This window comes from Thalassospira sp. CH_XMU1458 (genome assembly GCF_037027205.1).
Lineage (GTDB): Bacteria > Pseudomonadota > Alphaproteobacteria > Rhodospirillales > Thalassospiraceae > Thalassospira > Thalassospira tepidiphila.
This window is the reverse complement of record NZ_JAYMDW010000001.1, coordinates 287,028-306,005: the sequence shown is the minus strand read 5'-3', so window position 1 is coordinate 306,005 and position 18,978 is coordinate 287,028. Positions and strand designations below refer to the sequence as shown.

The 18,978-nt window shown below is 55.2% G+C and carries 20 protein-coding genes; 18 read left to right on the top strand and 2 right to left on the bottom strand.

Going from position 1 to position 18,978, the window contains the following annotated elements; genetic code table 11:
- Positions 1-71: 71 nt before the first annotated feature.
- From WBY09_RS01385 to WBY09_RS01370, 4 genes are all read left to right on the top strand, one after another.
- The gene (locus WBY09_RS01385; RefSeq protein WP_336231829.1) at positions 72-1,316 is read left to right on the top strand and encodes an ABC transporter substrate-binding protein; all 1,245 of its coding nucleotides are present in this window, start codon (positions 72-74) and stop codon (positions 1,314-1,316) included.
- Positions 1,317-1,407: 91 nt separating this feature from the next.
- Entirely contained in the window at positions 1,408-2,358 is a 951-nt protein-coding gene (locus WBY09_RS01380) for a carbohydrate ABC transporter permease (protein ID WP_008888844.1), read from the top strand.
- 2 nt (positions 2,359-2,360) lie between these two features.
- Positions 2,361-3,215 (top strand): carbohydrate ABC transporter permease, encoded by an 855-nt coding sequence (locus WBY09_RS01375; RefSeq protein ID WP_336231828.1) that lies wholly within the window; start codon positions 2,361-2,363, stop codon positions 3,213-3,215.
- 5 nt (positions 3,216-3,220) lie between these two features.
- Positions 3,221-4,300 (top strand): ABC transporter ATP-binding protein, encoded by a 1,080-nt coding sequence (locus WBY09_RS01370; RefSeq protein WP_336231827.1) that lies wholly within the window; start codon positions 3,221-3,223, stop codon positions 4,298-4,300.
- Positions 4,301-4,363: 63 nt separating this feature from the next.
- Here WBY09_RS01370 and ddpX read toward each other — a convergent pair whose 3' ends face one another.
- Complete coding sequence (ddpX, locus tag WBY09_RS01365; protein WP_063086120.1) at positions 4,364-4,924, bottom strand: D-alanyl-D-alanine dipeptidase; 561 nt, start codon at positions 4,922-4,924, stop codon at positions 4,364-4,366.
- A gap of 46 nt (positions 4,925-4,970) precedes the next feature.
- Between ddpX and tsaB the strand changes: the two genes are divergently transcribed.
- Positions 4,971-5,744 (top strand): tRNA (adenosine(37)-N6)-threonylcarbamoyltransferase complex dimerization subunit type 1 TsaB, encoded by a 774-nt coding sequence (tsaB, locus tag WBY09_RS01360; RefSeq protein ID WP_336231826.1) that lies wholly within the window; start codon positions 4,971-4,973, stop codon positions 5,742-5,744.
- Positions 5,741-6,259 carry a ribosomal protein S18-alanine N-acetyltransferase gene (rimI, locus tag WBY09_RS01355; RefSeq protein WP_336231825.1) on the top strand — a complete coding sequence of 173 codons (519 nt, stop codon included), beginning with the start codon at positions 5,741-5,743 and terminating at the stop codon, positions 6,257-6,259. Before tsaB ends, rimI begins: the two co-directional genes overlap by 4 nt.
- Positions 6,260-6,425: 166 nt before the next feature.
- Here rimI and WBY09_RS01350 read toward each other — a convergent pair whose 3' ends face one another.
- Positions 6,426-6,674, bottom strand: coding sequence for a sulfurtransferase TusA family protein (locus WBY09_RS01350; protein ID WP_063086111.1), 249 nt, complete (start codon positions 6,672-6,674; stop codon positions 6,426-6,428).
- A 253-nt stretch (positions 6,675-6,927) separates the two neighbouring features.
- Here WBY09_RS01350 and WBY09_RS01345 point away from each other — a divergent pair, with 253 nt between their 5' ends.
- From WBY09_RS01345 to rimP, 12 genes are all read left to right on the top strand, one after another.
- Positions 6,928-7,350, top strand: a complete 423-nt coding sequence (locus tag WBY09_RS01345) for a Fur family transcriptional regulator (RefSeq protein WP_008888851.1) — start codon at positions 6,928-6,930, stop codon at positions 7,348-7,350.
- A gap of 162 nt (positions 7,351-7,512) precedes the next feature.
- The gene (locus WBY09_RS01340; RefSeq protein ID WP_336231824.1) at positions 7,513-8,307 is read left to right on the top strand and encodes a GNAT family N-acetyltransferase; all 795 of its coding nucleotides are present in this window, start codon (positions 7,513-7,515) and stop codon (positions 8,305-8,307) included.
- A complete protein-coding gene (locus tag WBY09_RS01335; protein WP_336231823.1) occupies positions 8,304-9,209 on the top strand; it encodes a lysophospholipid acyltransferase family protein in 906 nt (301 codons plus the stop codon). Before WBY09_RS01340 ends, WBY09_RS01335 begins: the two co-directional genes overlap by 4 nt.
- A 169-nt stretch (positions 9,210-9,378) precedes the next feature.
- Complete coding sequence (gene miaB / locus WBY09_RS01330; RefSeq protein ID WP_197146373.1) at positions 9,379-10,770, top strand: tRNA (N6-isopentenyl adenosine(37)-C2)-methylthiotransferase MiaB; 1,392 nt, start codon at positions 9,379-9,381, stop codon at positions 10,768-10,770.
- Positions 10,767-11,870 (top strand): PhoH family protein, encoded by a 1,104-nt coding sequence (locus WBY09_RS01325; RefSeq protein WP_197146374.1) that lies wholly within the window; start codon positions 10,767-10,769, stop codon positions 11,868-11,870. Before miaB ends, WBY09_RS01325 begins: the two co-directional genes overlap by 4 nt.
- Positions 11,854-12,444: an rRNA maturation RNase YbeY gene (gene ybeY, locus WBY09_RS01320; protein WP_197146375.1), complete on the top strand. Its 591-nt coding sequence runs from the start codon at positions 11,854-11,856 to the stop codon at positions 12,442-12,444. Before WBY09_RS01325 ends, ybeY begins: the two co-directional genes overlap by 17 nt.
- Before the next feature lie 87 nt (positions 12,445-12,531).
- The gene (locus WBY09_RS01315) at positions 12,532-13,473 is read left to right on the top strand and encodes a hemolysin family protein (protein WP_197147758.1); all 942 of its coding nucleotides are present in this window, start codon (positions 12,532-12,534) and stop codon (positions 13,471-13,473) included.
- Positions 13,466-15,043: an apolipoprotein N-acyltransferase gene (gene lnt / locus WBY09_RS01310; RefSeq protein WP_197146376.1), complete on the top strand. Its 1,578-nt coding sequence runs from the start codon at positions 13,466-13,468 to the stop codon at positions 15,041-15,043. Before WBY09_RS01315 ends, lnt begins: the two co-directional genes overlap by 8 nt.
- Positions 15,044-15,154: 111 nt before the next feature.
- Complete coding sequence (locus tag WBY09_RS01305) at positions 15,155-15,625, top strand: helix-turn-helix domain-containing protein (protein WP_008888859.1); 471 nt, start codon at positions 15,155-15,157, stop codon at positions 15,623-15,625.
- Between the two features lie 305 nt (positions 15,626-15,930).
- Entirely contained in the window at positions 15,931-17,103 is a 1,173-nt protein-coding gene (gene metK / locus WBY09_RS01300; RefSeq protein ID WP_197146377.1) for a methionine adenosyltransferase, read from the top strand.
- Positions 17,104-17,247: 144 nt separating this feature from the next.
- On the top strand, positions 17,248-17,967 hold the full coding sequence (gene trmB / locus WBY09_RS01295; RefSeq protein WP_197146378.1) for a tRNA (guanine(46)-N(7))-methyltransferase TrmB: 720 nt from the start codon (positions 17,248-17,250) through the stop codon (positions 17,965-17,967).
- A 510-nt stretch (positions 17,968-18,477) separates the two neighbouring features.
- Positions 18,478-18,978 (top strand): ribosome maturation factor RimP, encoded by a 501-nt coding sequence (gene rimP, locus WBY09_RS01290; protein WP_008888869.1) that lies wholly within the window; start codon positions 18,478-18,480, stop codon positions 18,976-18,978.

The following is an 18,978-nucleotide window of genomic DNA, read 5'->3' as shown; positions in this document are numbered from 1 at the left end:
TACGATTTTCCGGTCATATCACTTAATAAGAAGCCGGGCGTGATCGTGTCCATTAGGGAGGAACATCCGTTATGATGAAATTTTCAAAGATTGCCGCAAGCGTGGCATTTCTGAGCGTCGGTGTATCTGCCGGTGCACTTCATGCCCAGACTGCCGAAGTCCTGCATTGGTGGACTTCGGGAAGTGAACAGGCGGCCCTTGGCGAAATCCGCAAGGCGTTCGAGGCCAAAGGCGGCACCTGGGTCGATACCCCGATTGCCGGTGGCGGTAATGCGCGTGCAGCGGCCGTGAACCGTATGCTGGGTGGTGACCCGGCCGCCGTATTTCAGTTTTCCATTGGTCAGCAATTGCGTGAATTGGCTGATCAGGGGCTTCTGGCCAATGTGGGTGACGTTGCAACGGCAGAAAACTGGGATGAAAAGCTGCCGCCGCTGATCGTCAAAGCCGCGAAATATGATGGCAACTACATTGCCGCACCGATCAACATCCATGGCGAAAACTGGATGTTCTATAACACGGCGGTTCTTGAAGAGGCCGGGATCGAGGTTCCAAAAACCTGGGATGATTTCATTGCTGCGGCAGAAAAGCTCAAGGCCGCCGGCGTTACGCCGATTGGCTTGGGTGGTCAGCCCTGGCAGGAACGCATCATGTTCAACAGCGTGCTTTTAGGTGTTGCCGGTCGTGAGTTTTATGCCGAGCTATACAGCACGCTTGATGATGACCTTCTGAAATCCGACACGATGCGCAAGGTGTTTGAAACCTTTGCCGCGCTCAAGCCGTTTGTCGACGAAGCAAGCCCGGGACGTAACTGGAACGAAGCGACCAACATGGTTGCCAAGGGCGAGGCCGCCTTCCAGTTCATGGGTGACTGGGCCAAGGGTGAAATCATCGCAGCCGGGATTGAGCCCGGCACGACGGTCGGATGTGCCTTCGCCCCGGCGATTGATACCGCCTATATCATGACCGTGGATGCCTTTGCCTTCTCGGCAATGGATGGCGAAGACGCAACGCCTGCACAGACCTTGATGGCACAGGTGATGCTTGAGCCGGACGTGCAGATTGCCTTTAACAAGAAAAAGGGATCAATCCCTGCCCGTCTTGATGTGCCTGCTGACAGCTTTGATGTCTGTGCCCAAACCGCCATCAAAACCCTTCAGGACAAGAAAACCCACCTTGTCAGCACCGGTTTGTTCGGTGTGCCAAGTGCGGTTTCGGGTGCGATTGATGACACCATCTCCAATTTCTGGAACAGTGCAGATATGAGCCCCGAAGAGGGTCAGGCACAATTCCAGCAAGCGATTTCCTACGCAAAATAGCGATTTTGCGAAATTCCGGATATTGCGGAAAAGCGCCGCTGAAACCACGGATGTGGGTGCAGCGGCGCCTCCATAAATAGGCGAGAATGTCATGGCCGAACCGGCACCGGACGTGTTGCAGCGTTCCGAAGATCGAAAATTCACACTCAAGTCTGGAAAAAAGCGTTGGCGGCCGCAATGGAGTGCGGGGATGGCGCTTATCCCGGCGATGACAATCACGATTGTCTGCTTTTACGGGTTCATCATCTGGACTTTCGTCATTTCACTGACCCGTTCACGGCTTTTACCCGTCTATAAATTCACCGGCTTTGAACAGTATGTCCGGCTGTTTGCCAATGAGCGCTGGTGGACGGCGATGCAGAACCTGGCAATTCACGGGTTTCTGTTTATCGGCGGCTGCGTTGTTTTTGGCTATTTTCTGGCGATTCTGATTGATCGCGGTGTCAAGGCAGAGGGGATGTTTCGAACGCTCTTCATGCTGCCGCTTTCGATGTCGTTTATTGTCACCGGTGTGATCTGGCAATGGGTGATGAATCCGGGGCTTGGCCTGCAAGAGGCCGTGCGTGCCCTTGGCTGGACCGGGTTTGAGTTCAACTGGATCGTGCGCCCCGACAGGTCGATTTATACGCTGGCGATTGCCGGAATCTGGCAACAGGTCGGGTTGTGCATGGCGCTGTTTCTGGCCGGTCTTCGCAATATTGATCCCAATATCTGGAAAGCATCGCGCGTCGATGGCATCCCGGTATGGCGGGTTTATCTGCACATCATTACGCCGATGATGCGCACGGTTTTCTTCACGGTCTTTATTCTGATGAGTGCGATTGTGATGAAGGCGTTTGACCTGGTGGTCGCCCTTACCGGCGGCGGGCCGGGCTTCTCATCGGATCTGCCAGCCCGGTTTGTTGTCGATCATATCCTGAACCGTCAGGAACTTGGTCTGGGGGCGGCCGGTGCGTTTGTCTTGCTGTGTACCGTGATTGCCGTGATTTCCCCTTATATCTATTTCGAGCTCAAAAAAGAGCGCGGCGGGCGGGGGCATTAATCATGCGATATAATCGATGGGCCCTTTACGGATTGCTTTGCCTGGCGGCGATCATGATCATGGCCCCTGTTTTCATCATGATTTCGACATCGCTGAAATCAATGGATGAAATCAGGAATGGCAGCATCTTTACTCTGCCAACTGATCCAAGCTTTGCCGCATGGAGCAAAGCCTGGTTTGGTGACTGCACCCAGACACTTGGCGAAAAATGCGGCGGGTTGTCATCTTCGTTCATGACCTCGGTACAGATCGTCATCCCGGCCTTGTTCCTGTCGGTCGGGCTGGGCGCAGTGACGGGCTATTCGCTGGCTGTGTGGAAGATGAAGGGGGCGAATGTGATGTTTGCAGCCCTTTTGGTCGGGATGTTCATTCCCCCGCAAGTAACGCTTTATCCCCTGATCATCATGATCCGCGAATTGGGGATTTTCGGCTCCATTCCGGGACTTATTCTGGTGCATGTCATCTGGGGCGTTGCGTTTACCACGATGATGTTCAGAAACTTTTTCAAAACCGTTCCGCAGGATCTTTTGAAGGCGGCCCGCATTGATGGGGCCGGGTTCTGGCGATTGTTCTGGCATGTGATGTTGCCATTGTCGCTGCCGATCCTGGGTGTCGCGATGATTTTGCAGTTCACCTACATCTGGAACGACTTCCTGTTGGGGCTGACATTTGGCGGGCGATCCGGCCAGCCGATGACGGTGGCACTGAACAACCTTGTCGGATCCCAGTTCGGCGAGAAGGAATACAATGTTGATATGGCTGCAACCATGCTGACGGCCTTGCCCACACTGGCGGTTTATCTGCTGTCCGGGCGGCTGTTTGTGCGCGGCATTGCCGCAGGTGCAGTGAAAGGATAACGGGAATGAATGGTGTCGAACTGCGCAATGTGACCAAGGCCTATGCCGGGATCACGGTGATGGAAAACATCAATCTGGAAATCGCCGACGGGGATTTTCTGGTGCTATTGGGGCCATCGGGGTGTGGCAAATCAACATTGCTGAACATGATCGCCGGTCTTGAGCCAGTGACCGGGGGCGCGATTGATATTAACGGGCGCGATGTAACAGCACTTGAGCCTGACGAACGCGATATCGCGATGGTGTTTCAATCCTACGCCCTCTATCCGACGATGTCGGTGCGCAAGAATATCGGCTTTGGCCTTAAGATGGCGGGCATGCCCAAGCCCGAGATCGAAGAACGGGTGAACGAAGTGGCCGAACTTTTGCAAATCACGCCGCTTCTGGATCGCAAGCCATCGCAGCTTTCGGGGGGGCAACAGCAACGCGTTGCCATTGGCCGGGCCCTGGTGCGCGAGCCCGCGGTCTTTCTGTTTGACGAGCCACTATCGAACCTTGATGCCAAGCTGCGCGCTGATATGAGGATCGAGCTTAAGCGTCTGCATGAACGTCTTGGCCGCACGATTGTCTATGTCACCCATGATCAGATCGAGGCAATGACCCTGGCAACCAAGGTTGTCGTGCTTGATCGCGGCAGCATCCAGCAGGCCGACACCCCGGAAAATGTATATCGCCGGCCGGCAAACCGGTTTGTCGCAAGCTTCGTCGGGGCGCCGACGATGAATTTCGTCGATGGCACTCTTGTTCGCGATGGTGATCAGGTCTTTTTCGATACCGGTAACGGGAAATTGCCGCTGGTTGATGTCCCCGCAGAGGCCAGCGATCTGGTCGGGCGTCCGATGACGCTGGGCGCACGTCCTGAACATTTGATGTTTGATGATGCCGGGATATCGGCGCGTGTTGTGCTGGCGGAGCCGACCGGCCCTGATCAATATGTGCGCCTGGCGGTGGCCGGTGCGGAAATGACTGCCCGAAGCGGGCCGGAGCAGGCCTTCAAGTCGGGATCAGATATCGGGGTCGTGATCGATGGTGCGCGGATGTCACTTTTTGATCTGCAAAACGGCAAGGCGCTTTTGCACGGCTGAGTTTATGCATTTGCGGGCCTTGGAATTGAAAAATGGCGGTGCATTGCGGCACCGCCATTTTGTTTATTTGACCATCATGGGTTCGGGCAGCGAACTGTCGGAAAACAGCGGATAGCGCGCCCGTGCGTTCGGCAACTGATAGTGCCACCATTCATGATCGTAATATTCGAAGCCGGCGCTGACCATGATGCCAAGTAGCAGGAAGCGGTTGGCTTCGGCCTCTTTGGAGATCAAATCAGAGCCGTGATAGGACCGGATATGCATTTCATCAAACCCTGCCCCCATATCCAGTTCCTTGCCGTTTTGATCAATCAGCGTTAGATCAATGGCCACACCACGACCATGTGGCGATCCGAAATCCGGATTGGCGACGAAATCGGGGTTGGGCGAATGGTTCCAAAGGGCCCGTTGGGCTTCCTGGGGACGAAACGCATCAAGAATGCGCAATTTCACCCCCTGACGACGCGCCATGGCGGCGGCCTTTTTCAGACAGGCAGCGGCATCCGCGTGAAGATAGCAGGCAGGTCGTGTATAAATCGGTGCCCCGGTGAAATTGCGATCCGTGGCATAGACGATATCAATTTCGACATCATATTCGTAAGGCGTAATTTCGACCAGCGCCATCGCCGGAGGCTCCCTGTTCTTGTCGTTCACCGATTACATAAAGAAGATGCTGACTGGACAGTCGCGCATATCAGATGGCGCCGACCATAGCGCATCAGACGCTGCAAAGACAAAGGCGGAAAAGTCCGGTCCGACAATTTTGGCGATTGATACGGCATCAACGTCGCTGTCGACGGCCGTCTTGATAAATGGCGAGGTCAAAGGCGAACTTTATGAAGATATGGAACGTGGGCAGGCAGAGCACCTGATGGGTTTCATCGCCAAGACGCTTGAGACCGCGAAAGTCGACCTAGCCGATCTTGATGGGATTGCGGTGACGGTTGGTCCGGGGGCCTTTACCGGTATGCGGATCGGCCTTTCGACGGCGCGTGCGCTTGGTCTGGCGCGTAAGATCCCGGTGGTCGGTGTCAGTTCGCTTGAAGCCGTCGCCTATGGCGTGACGGAGCGCGATCATCAGGGCCGCAATATCCTGGTCGCGCTTGATAGCAAACGAAACGAGATCTTTGCCCAGGCCTTTGATGGCAAAAAACGCCCGCTGAGCAATGCTGAATGTGTCGCCCCGCGTCAGGCCCTGATGATGGCGCCGCCCGGTGCTACATTGCTTGCCGGGGATGCGACCCCGCGCCTTCTGACGGCTGCTGCCCATGCGCCGGACGCCTTTTATGATTGCACGGCACCGGGCCTTCCGCGGGCGGGCAATGTGGCACGGATCGCGGCCGCGCGCTGGGAAACCGGTGAAAACCTGGCGCCGGTGCCGCTTTACCTGCGCGCCCCCGATGCAAGACGTATCGAAGATCAGGGGCCGCAGAAAAAGAAATGAGCCCGGCCAAATCCAAAGATGGCAGTTCTGGTTATGACGCCTCGCAGATTGTGCTGGTGCCTTTGACGGCGGCCTTTGCGACGGTGGCAAGTGCGCTGCATGCCGAGGGGTTTGATGATGCCTGGGACGAGGATGCGATTATCCGGTTGCTTGATGTGCCGGGTGCGTTTGGCATTCTGGCTTATCGACCCGGTGATCAGGCCAAAAATGCAAATGATCAGCCACTTGGCTTTGTTCTGATGCAGACTGTGCTCGATGAGGCGGAAATTAATACTATCACGGTTGCCCCTGATGCCCGACGCAAGGGTGTGGGACGCGCATTGCTTGATGCGGTCAAGGACCGCCTCGAAGCGGCGGGTGTTACCCGTATCTTGCTGGAAGTAGCAGTCGATAATGATGGTGCGATTGCGCTTTATCGTCAGAACGGCTTTGCCGAAATTGGGCGTCGCAAAGGCTACTATGCCCGGCCCAATGGCCGAAAAGTTGATGCCTTGGTCCTCGAACGACTGATCTAGATAATTTTTTCGATGTCGGTGACCTTTTCGATCCATGGCAGGAATTTTTGTTTGCCAATAGGGTGTTAGGCAATCTGGAACAATTTTAATCGATTATACCCACATAATGAGTGTGGTTTTGAGCGCCAACCTGTTGTAGTGTAAGCCTGCATCGGAACTGGCGGTTTTATGATCCCTTGCGGATTATGAGTCGGTAGGTTCCCGGTGTATCAGTGATTTCGGCCAGTTCGACGACTTCGTCGCCCATCTCGGTTACCGAGCGCGGAACGTTTTTTAACGGTTCACCAGCGCCAAGGGTAACTTCCAGAACCTGACCCGGTGTCATGGTTTCGAGTTTGAGGCGGGTGCGGACAAATGTCATCGGGCAGACGTCGTTTGTGATGTCTATTTTATGGTCGGGGGTTGCGGTGGCCATGTTGGTCTCCTGCCTTGATGCGTAACTTTGAAGTAGCGCCCTTCATCGCAGGTAGCAAGTGGCCAGAAGAATGCCGATATGATTGTGATTGCAGGGTGTTAGTACCGGCGATCTACAGGAAGCGGAATTTATCGCGAATTCAACCTTGCGATATGTGGCGGATTTTTCAATATTGAGCCACAAGAGATCGACGCCAGAGACACGTCTCGGCTGGGGACAGGTGGAACCGGAAACGGAAACGAGAAACAAGACAATGCTTGCAGAATCAACTATCGAGCAGAAATGCATCGACGCGGGCCTGAAAATGACGGGCCAACGCCGGGTGATTGCCCGTGTGCTCTCTGAGTCCGAAGACCACCCGGACGTTGAACTGGTTTATCGTCGGGCGACCGACATTGATCCGAAGATTTCGATTGCGACCGTATATCGCACCGTGCGCCTGTTCGAAGAGGCGGACATCCTTGAAAAACACGATTTCGGCGATGGCCGCGCGCGTTACGAGGAACTGACCGAAGAACATCACGATCACCTCATCGACATGCGTTCGGGCGAGGTGATCGAGTTTTCGAACGACAAAATCGAAAAGCTTCAGGAAGAGATCGCCAAGGAACTGGGCTTCCGTCTGGTGGGGCATCGTCTTGAGCTTTACGGTGTTCCTTTGAAAGACGGCAAGTAATTCCAGCGTTCAATCGCGCGCTGAACTTACAGTTTTCAAGGCCACTTGCTGAAACAGGCAAGTGGCCTTCATAATTTTGTTACCTGTTCTTCACAAAGCCTTCACTCGCTCTTCACGCCGTTCTTGCGCAAAATCCGTGCAGTTGAACGAAAGGGTGTTGTCATGCGTGACGAAAAACAGCTTCAGCGGCTTGAGGTTCGCCTTGCCGAGAATGAAACCGAAATTCTCGCCAGCCAGAAGCTTCGCTACAAAGTGTTCTATGAAGAACGCGGCGCCAAACCGACCGAGGAAATGGCGGCCGAAAAGCGCGACTTCGATCACTATGATCCGCTCTGCGATCATCTGCTTGTTCTTGATCACAATCGCGGTGCCGGTGCAGATGCGGTTGTTGGCACCTATCGCCTGCTGCGCCAGTCAGTAGCCAATGAACATGGCGGCTTTTACAGTGCTGATGAATACCATATCGAAAGCATGCTTAATGCGGTGAAAGATACCGGCGAGATCATGGAGCTGGGTCGTTCCTGTGTCGAAGCCGAATACCGCACCATGCCGACCTTGCAGCTTCTGTGGCAGGGGATTGCGGCCTATGTTTTCAAATATGACATCAAACTGATGTTTGGCTGCGCGTCCTTCCACGGCACCGATCCGGATGCCTTCAAGGATGTCCTGACCTATCTGCATCACAATCACCTTGCCCCCGAAGACATGCGCCCGCGTGCGATCGCCGATCGTTACGAGCCGATGATGCGTGCCGAGATCGATGGCATTGATCAGCGCCAAGCACTTCGTGATTTGCCGCCGCTGATCAAGGGCTATCTGCGTCTGGGTGGTTTTGTCGGTGACGGGGCAGTGGTCGACCATCAGTTCAACACCACCGACATTTGCATCGTGTTGCCGACCGAAAAGGTAACCGATCGCTATTACAAGCATTACGAACGCACCGCGAGGGTATCGTGAACTGCTATGTGTGCGCTGCCATCCGCCTGATGGCCTATGTGCTTCTGACACTGGTTTTGTTGCCGGTGCAGATGGTGGCAATTGCCGCACGATTGAAGCTGGCTGAAGAACTGCCGCGGTTCTATCACGCCCTTTGCCTGCGCATCCTGCATATCGAAGTCCGGGTTTCGGGTGTTGATATGATGGACGGGCCGGGTGTGATCGTTGCCAACCACGCATCCTATCTTGATATCCCGGTGCTGGGCGCCTTGACCCGTGGCAGCTTTATCGCCAAGACCGAAGTTGCCAGCTGGCCCGTGATCGGTTTGCTTGCCAAGCTGTCACGTTCGACCTTTATCGAACGCCGTGCAGCCCGATCCCGCGAACAGAACGATCAACTGAGCAAGCGTTTGGGAAATGGTGACAAACTGATCCTGTTCCCGGAAGGGACAAGCAACGACGGTAACCGTGTGTTGCCATTCAAGTCGACCCTGTTTGCCGCGGCAGAGCGTGTGATGCCCGATGGATCGCCGGTCAAATTCCAACCGATTTCGATTGCAGCCACCCGTCTTGACGGTGCGCCGATCGGTCGCGATTTGCGGGCATTTTATTCCTGGTACGGGGATATGGACTTGGCCCCGCATTTGTGGCAGTTTCTCGCGCTCGGCAAGGTGACGGTTGAGATTGTTGTCCATCCGCCTGTGACGCTGGCAGATGCAGCCGGATCACGCAAGGAACTTGCCCGGATGTGTGAAGCCCGTGTTGCCCAGGGACATCAGGCAGCTTTGCGTGGCCTGCATCAGGGTGTGCCGGTTCAGTTGATTGACAGTGATCTGTCGGGCGAGCTGATTGGGTTTTCGCCGCTTGCGATCATTTCGGAAGATTTTCGACTGTTTGGTCCGGATCGACAGTTCGGCTCCTGAACGTTTTGCCGTATAATGCCCCGGTTGATGTGAAATTCGGTTTCACCTGACCGGGATTTCAGATAACGAGATGTCCGAGGAGTTCCGATCACCGATTGTTCGGAACTCAGGCGCGGTGTGAGTGATCACACCGCTTTTCGGCGTTTTGAGAGAGCGAAACGGATCTGGCGTGACTGAACCGAAGAAACTTTTTGTAAAAACATATGGCTGTCAGATGAATGTCTATGACAGCCTGCGCATGCAGGATGTTCTGGCGCCGCTGGGTTACCAGCCGGTCGACAGCGCCGAGGGGGCCGATATGGTTATCCTCAATACCTGCCATATCCGCGAAAAGGCCGCCGAAAAGGTATTTTCTGATTTGGGCCGCGTGCGCAAGCACAAGGAAGCCAAGGAAGCCAATGGCGGCGACAAGATGATTGTCGCGGTTGCCGGCTGCGTCGCGCAGGCCGAAGGGGCCGAATTGATGAAGCGCGAACCGATGGTCGATATGGTGTTTGGTCCGCAGACCTACCATCGCCTGCCGGAAATGGTTGCGCGCGCCAATCGCGCAGTTGGCCGCAATCGCATCGTCGATACCGATTTCCCGGCCGAAGAAAAGTTTGATCATCTGCCAGAACAGGTTTCAAAACAGGGCTATTCAGCGTTTCTGGCCATTCAGGAAGGCTGTGACAAGTTCTGCACGTTCTGTGTTGTGCCTTATACCCGCGGGGCGGAATATTCGCGCCCCGGTGCCGATGTCATCCGCGAAGCCAAGCAACTTGTCGCCCATGGCACGCGCGAACTGACCCTTTTGGGGCAGAATGTGAATGCCTATCACGGCGAAGCACCAAATGGCGGGGAATGGACACTTGGCCGGTTACTGCGCGAGCTGGCTGAAATCGACGGGCTTGATCGCATTCGTTACACCACGTCGCATCCGCGCGATGTTGATGAGGATCTGATTTCGGCGCATCGCGATCTTAAGAAGCTGATGCCGTTCCTGCATTTGCCGGTACAGGCCGGGGGCGACCGCGTTTTGCAGGCGATGAACCGCAAACATACCAATGCGGATTACCGTGATATCGCAGCACGGCTTAAGGATGCCTGCCCTGATCTTGCGCTGTCTTCGGACTTTATCGTCGGCTTCCCCGGTGAATCCGACAAGGATTTCGAAGACACGATGGAAATCGTGCGCGACATCACTTTCATTCAGGCGTTTAGCTTCAAATACAGCCCGCGGCCGGGAACCCCGGCATCGGCGATGGAGCTGCAGGTGCCTGAAAGAGTCAAAACCGAACGGATCATGCGCCTGCAGGCGCTGCTGGCGGAACAGCAGTTGGTGTTCAACCAGAACAGTGTCGGCAAGGAGATGGATGTTCTTTTGGAACGCAGGGGCAAGTATGATGGCCAGTTGGTGGGCAAAAGCCCCTATATGCAGCCGGTTCATGTCAGCGGTTTGCCGGAATCAGCCCTAGGACAGATCGTTCGCTTGAAAATCACCGAAGCGCTGCCTAATTCCCTTGGCGGCGAACTGGTCGACGCCACCCGAAACGACCAGAAATCTGAAAGGAACGTTGCGTGAGCGGCACCCCCACGAAAAGCAAGACCAACACCAAAACCAAACACGCCCCCAAGGATTCCGATCAGATCGAGTTTCAGGACAACGCGATTGCGCAAGTGTTGTACGGCCCGCAGGCCGAAAACCTGACGCGTTTGTCTGAACGGACCGGTGTTCAGGTTTCAAGCCGCGGCCTTGTGGTGATGCTGGCCGGTGATCCGGCCAAGGTTGCACAGGCCAAAAAGGTTCTTGCGCAGCTTTATGCGCGCCTGCGTGATAAGGAAATCGATCATATCGATGTCGAAACGGTAGAAGGTGCGGTGCGTCTTTCCGAACCGGACGACACAGATCCCTGGAGCGGCCAGACCAAGGATATGTTTGGTGGATCGCGTCTGACGATCCAGACCAAAAAGCGTCGTATTTCGCCGCGCTCCAAACGCCAGAAGGACTATGTCGAGGCGATCCTTGATAACGAGCTGATCTTTGGCATCGGCCCGGCCGGTACCGGTAAGACCTATCTTGCGGTCGCGATGGCGGTGCAGGCGTTTATTTTGGGTCAGGTGGATCGTATTATTCTGTCGCGACCGGCGGTCGAAGCCGGTGAACGCCTTGGCTTCTTGCCGGGTGATCTGAAAGACAAGGTCGATCCGTATCTTCGCCCGCTTTATGACGCGCTGCATGACACGCTTCCGGGGGATGTGGTGATCAAGCGCATGGAAAGTGGCGAGATCGAAGTCGCCCCGCTGGCTTTCATGCGTGGTCGTACCCTTTCGCACGCCTTTGTCATTCTGGACGAGGCGCAAAACACCACCCCGATGCAGATGAAAATGTTCCTGACCCGTTTGGGCGAAGGGTCGCGCATGGTGGTGACCGGCGACATGACACAGATCGATTTGCCCGATGGCACGAAATCAGGTTTGCGAGATGCACTTGAAACCATTGGCGATGTCAAAGGCGTTGCCACGATCAAGTTCGATCAGCGCGATGTGGTGCGCCATCACCTTGTGACCAAGATTGTCCAGGCCTATGACGCGGCGGATGCCCTGCGTGATCGCCTGAAAAAGGGCTATCGCGGTGACAAGGACAGCGCAGCCAAGGATACGGGTGATGACGGCACCGCTTGAACTGGACCTTGAGGTCGAAGCGGGCGACTGGCATCAGGACGAGATCGCGGCCATCGAAGCGGCCGTGATCGCGGCCCTTGATGGTGCGCTTAGCGATGGTGCCCTTTGGGATGACAACGCGGTGCCGACCGACGGGACCGAAGATGAAGGCGATGGTGCATCGCTTTTATCGGTTGCCCCGGTGATCGAGATCGGGGTGCGTTTGTCAGATGATGCATCGGTTCAGATCCTCAACCGTGATTATCGCGACAAGGACAAACCAACCAATGTGTTGTCCTTTGCCGCCCTTGAAAGTGCCGAGGATGCCGATGCATTTATGATGGCGCCAGATATGCCCTTGATGCTGGGTGATATCGTGATTGCGCGCGAAACATGTGCGCTCGAAGCCATCGAACAGCAAAAGCCATTGAAAAATCATCTTGTTCATCTTGCCGTTCATGGCACGCTACATCTTGTCGGCTACGATCATATGGTTGATGATGAAGCCGAAGAGATGGAAGAGCTTGAACGTCAAATTCTTGCCGGACTTGGGATTGATGATCCCTACGAACCGATTGAAGATGAACCGGTTTAGTAGACCTGCACACGGTTTGTTTGAATTATAGGATGTCGAAACCGACCCATGAACGACTCTAGTCAACGCGACGACGACCACGAGAGTATGCGCCCTCGCACTGGCGAGGATACAATTCAGGACGCTGAAAACGGCTCCTTATGGGATAACGTGGCCTCGGCCCTGGGGTTCAAGCGGGGTAAGTCCCGCAACGGCGAAGCTTCGCTCAGCGATACGCTTGAAGAGCTCGCCGAGCGGACCGAACAGGATGAAGAGCCGGTCTCGCTGCACGAACGTTCCCTGTTTGAAAACATCATTGCACTTCGCGACATGACGGCAGAAGACGTCATGATTCCGCGCGCCGATATTGTGGCGGTTCCCAAGACCATCGCACTTGAAGAACTGGTCGAAGTGATGGTCAAGAAGGCCCATTCGCGGCTTCCGGTGTATGGCGATACCCTTGATGACATTGCCGGCATGGTGCACATCAAGGACGTGCTTGGCTGTGTTGCTGCTGGTCGGGAATTCAGCCTGCAGTCACTGTTGCGTCGGGTTTTGTTCGTGTCGCCGGCCATTCGGGTTCTTGATCTTCTGTCGGAAATGCGGCTGTCGCGTACGCATATGGCGCTTGTTGTTGATGAATTCGGCGGGATTGATGGCCTGATCACCATCGAGGATCTGGTGGAAGAAATCGTCGGCGAGATTGATGATGAGCACGATATCGACCAGACTCCCAAACTGATCCGCCTCTCGGATGGTTGTTATATCGCTGATGCCCGGTTCGAGGTCGAAGACCTTGAAGAAAAGCTGTCCTTCGGATTGCTTGACGAGGATGAAGACGAAGACATTGATACACTTGGTGGGCTTGTCTTCTCGTTGGCCGGGCGCGTTCCGGCGCGTGGGGAATTGATTGAACATCCAAGCGGTATTCAGTTCGAAGTTCTTGATGCCGATCCAAGGCGCATCCGTCGCCTGCGTATTCATATGATACGCCGGGAGGATGAAGGTCCCGCCGCAGCCATCGAAAATCAGGAAAAAGCGGATGATTGAGGCCATGGCGCGCCGACTTGCCGGTCTTTCGGGCTGGCGCAGGCGTCTTGTGTGGTTGTTGTCCGGTGCGGTGGCGGTTTTGGCGCTGCCGCCTTTCTTTATAATCCCTGTTTTACCAATTTGCTTTGCGGTTTTGCTCTGGAGCCTTGAGGGTGTCCGCTGCAACAAGGGGGCGCTTTCGGCGGGCTGGTGGTTTGGCACCGGCCATTTTGCCGCAGGATTTTATTGGGTCAGTCACGCCTTTCTGGTGCAGCCCGAAATCTATGGCTGGATGATTCCGTTTGCCCTTTTGGGGCTTGGCGGCGGATTGGCGGTTTTTCCGATGCTGGCCGTTTGGGCGAGCTGGCGTTTGGGGAGTGGCGTGATCCGGCATGCAGTGTTGCTGGCCGTTTTCTGGGCGGTGGTGGAATATCTGCGCGGTCATATCCTGACAGGCTTTCCATGGAACCTTTTGGGCCATGTTTGGGCCATTGATGCGGCCCCCATGCAGTTTGCCTCGGTTGTCGGGGTTTATGGCCTTTCCCTTGTCACAGCCCTTTTTGCAACCTTGCCTGCGGCCTTTGTTGCCGGAAGATCCGGCAAGATAGCAGCCCTTGGCGGGATCATGATTGCGGTGGCCCTTTGGGGTGGCGGTGCGGTGCGCCTGATGATGGTCGGGCCCGCAGAGACCGAAGTTGCCCTTTCAGAGTTGCCAGCCGATGTGCCGATTTTGCAAATTGTTCAGCCCAATATCCCCCAACGGGAAAAATGGCTGCCCGAACTGCAAAACCAGCATTTCTCGCTGCTGCTTGATATGTCGCGCCGACCGGAAACCCTGCGTCCGGATCAAAAACGCATCGTGATCTGGCCGGAAACGGCCGCGACCTTTTTTGTTGAGACCCAGACAGAGGCCCGTATGCAAATGGCCGGTGTGTTGGGGCCTGAAGACATCCTGATTACCGGGGCACCTCGGACCTATCCGCGTGACACGGATGAATACAAGGTCTGGAACGCCATTCAGGTAATCGATGCCACCGGTCATATTGTCGCCAGCTTTGACAAGTTTCATCTGGTGCCATTTGGTGAATATGTACCGTTCAGATCCATCCTGCCATTCCCGAAACTGACAGCAGGCCGGACCGATTTCTCTGCCGGACCGGGGCCGCAGACCTTGTCTGTCAACGGGATGCCGGGTTTCTCTCCGCTGATTTGCTATGAGGTTATCTTCCCGGGAGCGGTGATTGATGACGATCATCAACCCGACTGGCTCTTAAATGTCACCAATGACGGGTGGTTTGGGCGCAGCGCAGGCCCATATCAACATATGGCCGCAGCCCGTTTTCGCACCATCGAGGAGGGTCGCCCCCTCGTAAGGGCAGCCTATACCGGGGTATCGGTTGTCTTCGATGCCTACGGGCGCAAGCTTACAGACTTGGGTTTAGGAGAGAGGGGAATCTTGGTGCACCCCCTTTCGAGTAACAAAAACCATACAACAGTATATTATTTGTGGCGTGACTTGCTATTTTACGGTATTGTTACCTTCTTTGCCGTTCTCGCTATGGGATATAAACGCAACGCAAAATCCCTCTAGGCGGCTGAAAATTTTGCCAAACCGTCCAGAAATTGTCCCTCAAAACAAGGACGGATAGGCCGGAGTGAGAGAAGGAACTGCCATAAAATGTCGCCTAAGGATGAAACTAAGATGGTAAAGAACACACGCGGTCGGGGCCGTGGCCGGACCGCAAGTGGTGCTCCAAATCCTGTCGATATTCACGTTGGTGCGCGTGTTCGCTTGCGCAGGACTCTTCTTGGCATGAGCCAGGAGAAGCTTGGTGAAGCGATCGGCCTGACATTCCAGCAAGTACAGAAGTATGAGCGTGGTGCCAACCGCGTTGGTGCATCGCGTCTGTACGACCTGTCGCGGGTTCTTGAAGTGCCTGTATCATTCTTCTTTGACGACATGCCCGACGAGATTTCGTCGAAATCGGTGCATGAACGTCGGGAAATGTCGGAAAGTCCGGACCCGTTTGACAACGATCCGATGAACCGTCGCGAGACGCTTGAACTGGTGCGTGCCTACTACCGGATTACCGATCCGAACCAGCGCAAGAAAATCTTTGAACTCGTCAAATCGATGGGTGCATTGCAGGGCACTGATTCCGATCAGAAATAGTCGGTTTGACCGATGGTTTTGGGCAAAAGACGTATTTCACAGACCGTGAATTACGTCTTTGTCTTTTGAGCACGACCGCCCCGGATGCACTGCCATCGGGATTACGGTTTTGCGTCAATGATGCTTGACCTTCAAATAGCGATCGGGCACAACCGACGAGACAGTTCGACCCGGACTGACATTGTGGACGGATTTGGACCGCTTGCCACCACACAAAAAAAGGCTAAGTGGGCGCTATCGATACGGCCTCGTATCGGGAGCCCTCCGGTCCAGTTTTGGAAACCCATTACCGGAGAAGGTCTTATATGTCTCTTTCCGATTATCTATTTACCAGTGAATCCGTCTCGGAAGGTCATCCGGACAAAGTCTGTGACCGCATTTCCGATTCCATCGTTGATGCTTTTCTTGCTGCGGATGAAGATTCGCGCGTTGCCGTCGAAACCCTTGCCACCACCAACCGTGTGGTTCTGGCAGGCGAAGTTCGCGGTCCTGAAAGCGTGACCAAAGAGGTCATGATCGAAAAGGCCCGTCAGGCAATCCGTGAAATCGGTTACGAGCAGGATGGCTTCCACTGGAAGACGGCCGAGATCGAATGCCATGTGCATGAACAGTCTTCTGATATCGCGCAGGGCGTTGACTCCGCTGGTGAAAAAGACCTTGGCGCTGGTGACCAGGGCATCATGTTTGGTTACGCTTGTAACGAAACCGATGAACTGATGCCGGCCCCGATCCAGTTTTCGCATCGTATCCTGCGCGCCATGGCCGCTGACCGCCACTCCGGCAAGGTGCCGCAGTTCGGCCCGGATGCCAAAAGCCAGGTAACCCTGCGCTATGCTGCAGGCAAGCCGGTTGCGGCAACTTCGGTTGTTGTATCAACCCAGCATGCCGACGGCCTTTCGCAGCGCGATGTTCATGAGCTGGTTATGCCCTATATCGAAGCAGCCCTTCCGCAAGGTTGGATGCCGCCGGCTGATGAAATCTACATCAACCCGACAGGCCGTTTCGTGATTGGTGGTCCTGATGGTGATGCCGGCCTTACCGGTCGTAAGATCATCGTCGATACCTATGGTGGTGCGGCCCCGCATGGCGGCGGCGCGTTTTCGGGTAAGGATCCAACCAAGGTTGACCGTTCGGCTGCCTATGCTGCGCGTTATCTTGCGAAAAACGTTGTTGCGGCTGGTCTTGCCGAGAAATGCACCATTCAGCTTGCCTATGCGATTGGCGTTTCCAAGCCGCTGGCGCTGTACGTTAACAACCATGACACCGGCAATGTTGACGAACTGAAGCTTGGTGACGTTCTGCGTCAGCTGATGGATCTCAGCCCGCGTGGCATTCGTGAGCATCTGTCGCTGTGCCGTCCGATCTACACGCCGTCTTCTGCTTATGGTCACTTTGGCCGTCAGCCGACCGACGATGGTGGCTTCTCCTGGGAGCGCACCGATCTGGTCAGCGACCTGAAATCGGCATTTGGTGCCTGATTGACAGAAAGCGCGTTAAAAAGTGCGATTTGCCAAAATCGCATGACGTGATAAGAGGCGGGCGGCCCGGACATTTCGGGCCGCCCGTTTTGATTTTCAGTCCGCCTGACCCGCAAATTCCGACCCTGATCGACAGAAACGACCATGCGCAACAAAGACCGTCCGCTTCCGACCCCTGATCGACCGAATTTCTATGGCCGACGCGGCAGCCGTCCGCTTAAGGATTCTCGCAAGGCTCTTGTGGATGCCATGCTGCCAAAGATCGGGATTACCTATCCCGAGGCAGCTGGGGTCGATCCCAACAGCTATTTCGATGGCACGCCCGAACAGCTGTGGCTTGAAATCGGCTTTGGCGGCGGGGAGCATCTGGCAGGTCAGGCCGAGGCCAATCCGACGGTGGGGATTATTGGTGCTGAGCCGTTTATGGACGGGGTTGGTAGCCTGCTGCGCCATCTTGATGAGCGTAATCTGACCAATGTGCGCGTGGTGGCCGATGATTCGCGCCCGCTGCTTTATAAGCTGATTGATGCCTGTTTTGATCGGGCCTTTTTGCTGTTTCCCGATCCCTGGCCGAAGAAGCGCCACGCCGAGCGCCGCTTTATCGGGCCCAAGAATCTTGCGCTGCTTGCCCGTCTTCTGAAAGACGGGGCCGAGTTCCGGGTCGCCAGTGACGATATGCAGTATATTTCCTGGACGTTGCAGCACATGCATAACCATCCGGACTTCGAATGGCTGGCCGAAGGCCCGGATGATTGGCGTACGCCGCCAAGCGATTGGGTCAAAACCCGCTATGAGCAAAAGGCGCTACGTCAGGGCAAGAAGTGCAACTATCTCCGGTTCCGCCGTAAGCCACGTCAGTCCTGATCCTTGCCTGCTTTGGATTCTGTCTGACGGGAGTCGGCAGGTTCAGGGCAGAGCTGCGATTCCGGCATGACCGGGTGATCACGGCGTCCTGACTTTACTGTTTCATGAAGATAGGCAAAGCATGTTCGTCCCGACGGTTTGGATGTGTATGAGGTATCTATGCGCCCCAAACATGTTTTGTCCGGTGCCTTCGAACGAGACAAAAGTCAGGCTGTGCAGGCGTTTGCCGGGTTGGCAGCGCACAGTGTCCGCCGGGCTATCGGGTGCGGGTGTTTTGATGTCGTCTGTGATGCATGTCCGCGGTTTGCTGTCACGGGCGGAATCCTTAGGTTGAATGGCATCGGCAGCCGGTATCCTGACTTGATTTTTGCGTAAACCGGCTGTATAAGGCCGCCAAGCTTTTTGTAAATTCTGACAAAGAGTGGGCCCTGCGCCCGCTCTTTTGTGCTTTTTGGGGTATGGCATCGCTTTATGGCTGAGCTGATTGGACAACAGTTAAAAGACCCGTTGATGGCGAAAATCGTTGAGATTATCGAGCCGTCAATCAACGCGCTGGGCTTTGAGCTGGTTCGGGTTTCGATGACAGGTCAGGACCATAACATCCTGCAGATCATGGCAGATCGCCCGGGTGCGAAAGGCAGCATCAACGTTGAAGATTGCGCCCAAATCAGCCGTACGGTTTCTGCCCTGATGGATGTCGAGGACCCGATTTCAGGTGCCTATCACCTTGAAGTCAGTTCCCCGGGTATCGACCGCCCGCTGACCCGTGCCGCGCATTTCGACGTGTGGAAGGGATTTGAGGCAAAGGTCGAACTGGTGATGGCCAAGGATGGTCGTCGCCGTTTCAGCGGTGTGCTGGATGGGATTGAAGATAATGCGGTCGCCCTGATTGTAGATGGCGAACGTGTCTTGTTGCCGTTGGCCGATATCGCAAAAGCGAAATTGGTCCTGACAGATGAATTGATCGCGCACGTCACCGGCGACCGCCGGAATGACGATAACGCAGAATAG

Coding starts and splice junctions, on each gene's coding strand:
- WBY09_RS01340 (WP_336231824.1), top strand. CDS start 7,513: ATGCGTGACGAAAAACAGCTTCAGCGGCTTGAGGTTCGCCTTGCCGAG.
- WBY09_RS01350 (WP_063086111.1), bottom strand. CDS start 6,674: ATGGCCACCGCAACCCCCGACCATAAAATAGACATCACAAACGACGTC.
- trmB (WP_197146378.1), top strand. CDS start 17,248: ATGCGCAACAAAGACCGTCCGCTTCCGACCCCTGATCGACCGAATTTC.
- WBY09_RS01305 (WP_008888859.1), top strand. CDS start 15,155: ATGGTAAAGAACACACGCGGTCGGGGCCGTGGCCGGACCGCAAGTGGT.
- metK (WP_197146377.1), top strand. CDS start 15,931: ATGTCTCTTTCCGATTATCTATTTACCAGTGAATCCGTCTCGGAAGGT.
- WBY09_RS01385 (WP_336231829.1), top strand. CDS start 72: ATGATGAAATTTTCAAAGATTGCCGCAAGCGTGGCATTTCTGAGCGTC.
- WBY09_RS01315 (WP_197147758.1), top strand. CDS start 12,532: ATGCGCCCTCGCACTGGCGAGGATACAATTCAGGACGCTGAAAACGGC.
- rimI (WP_336231825.1), top strand. CDS start 5,741: ATGAGCCCGGCCAAATCCAAAGATGGCAGTTCTGGTTATGACGCCTCG.
- tsaB (WP_336231826.1), top strand. CDS start 4,971: ATGCTGACTGGACAGTCGCGCATATCAGATGGCGCCGACCATAGCGCA.
- lnt (WP_197146376.1), top strand. CDS start 13,466: ATGATTGAGGCCATGGCGCGCCGACTTGCCGGTCTTTCGGGCTGGCGC.
- WBY09_RS01380 (WP_008888844.1), top strand. CDS start 1,408: ATGGCCGAACCGGCACCGGACGTGTTGCAGCGTTCCGAAGATCGAAAA.
- rimP (WP_008888869.1), top strand. CDS start 18,478: ATGGCGAAAATCGTTGAGATTATCGAGCCGTCAATCAACGCGCTGGGC.
- WBY09_RS01345 (WP_008888851.1), top strand. CDS start 6,928: ATGCTTGCAGAATCAACTATCGAGCAGAAATGCATCGACGCGGGCCTG.
- ybeY (WP_197146375.1), top strand. CDS start 11,854: ATGACGGCACCGCTTGAACTGGACCTTGAGGTCGAAGCGGGCGACTGG.
- WBY09_RS01375 (WP_336231828.1), top strand. CDS start 2,361: ATGCGATATAATCGATGGGCCCTTTACGGATTGCTTTGCCTGGCGGCG.
- WBY09_RS01370 (WP_336231827.1), top strand. CDS start 3,221: ATGAATGGTGTCGAACTGCGCAATGTGACCAAGGCCTATGCCGGGATC.
- ddpX (WP_063086120.1), bottom strand. CDS start 4,924: ATGGCGCTGGTCGAAATTACGCCTTACGAATATGATGTCGAAATTGAT.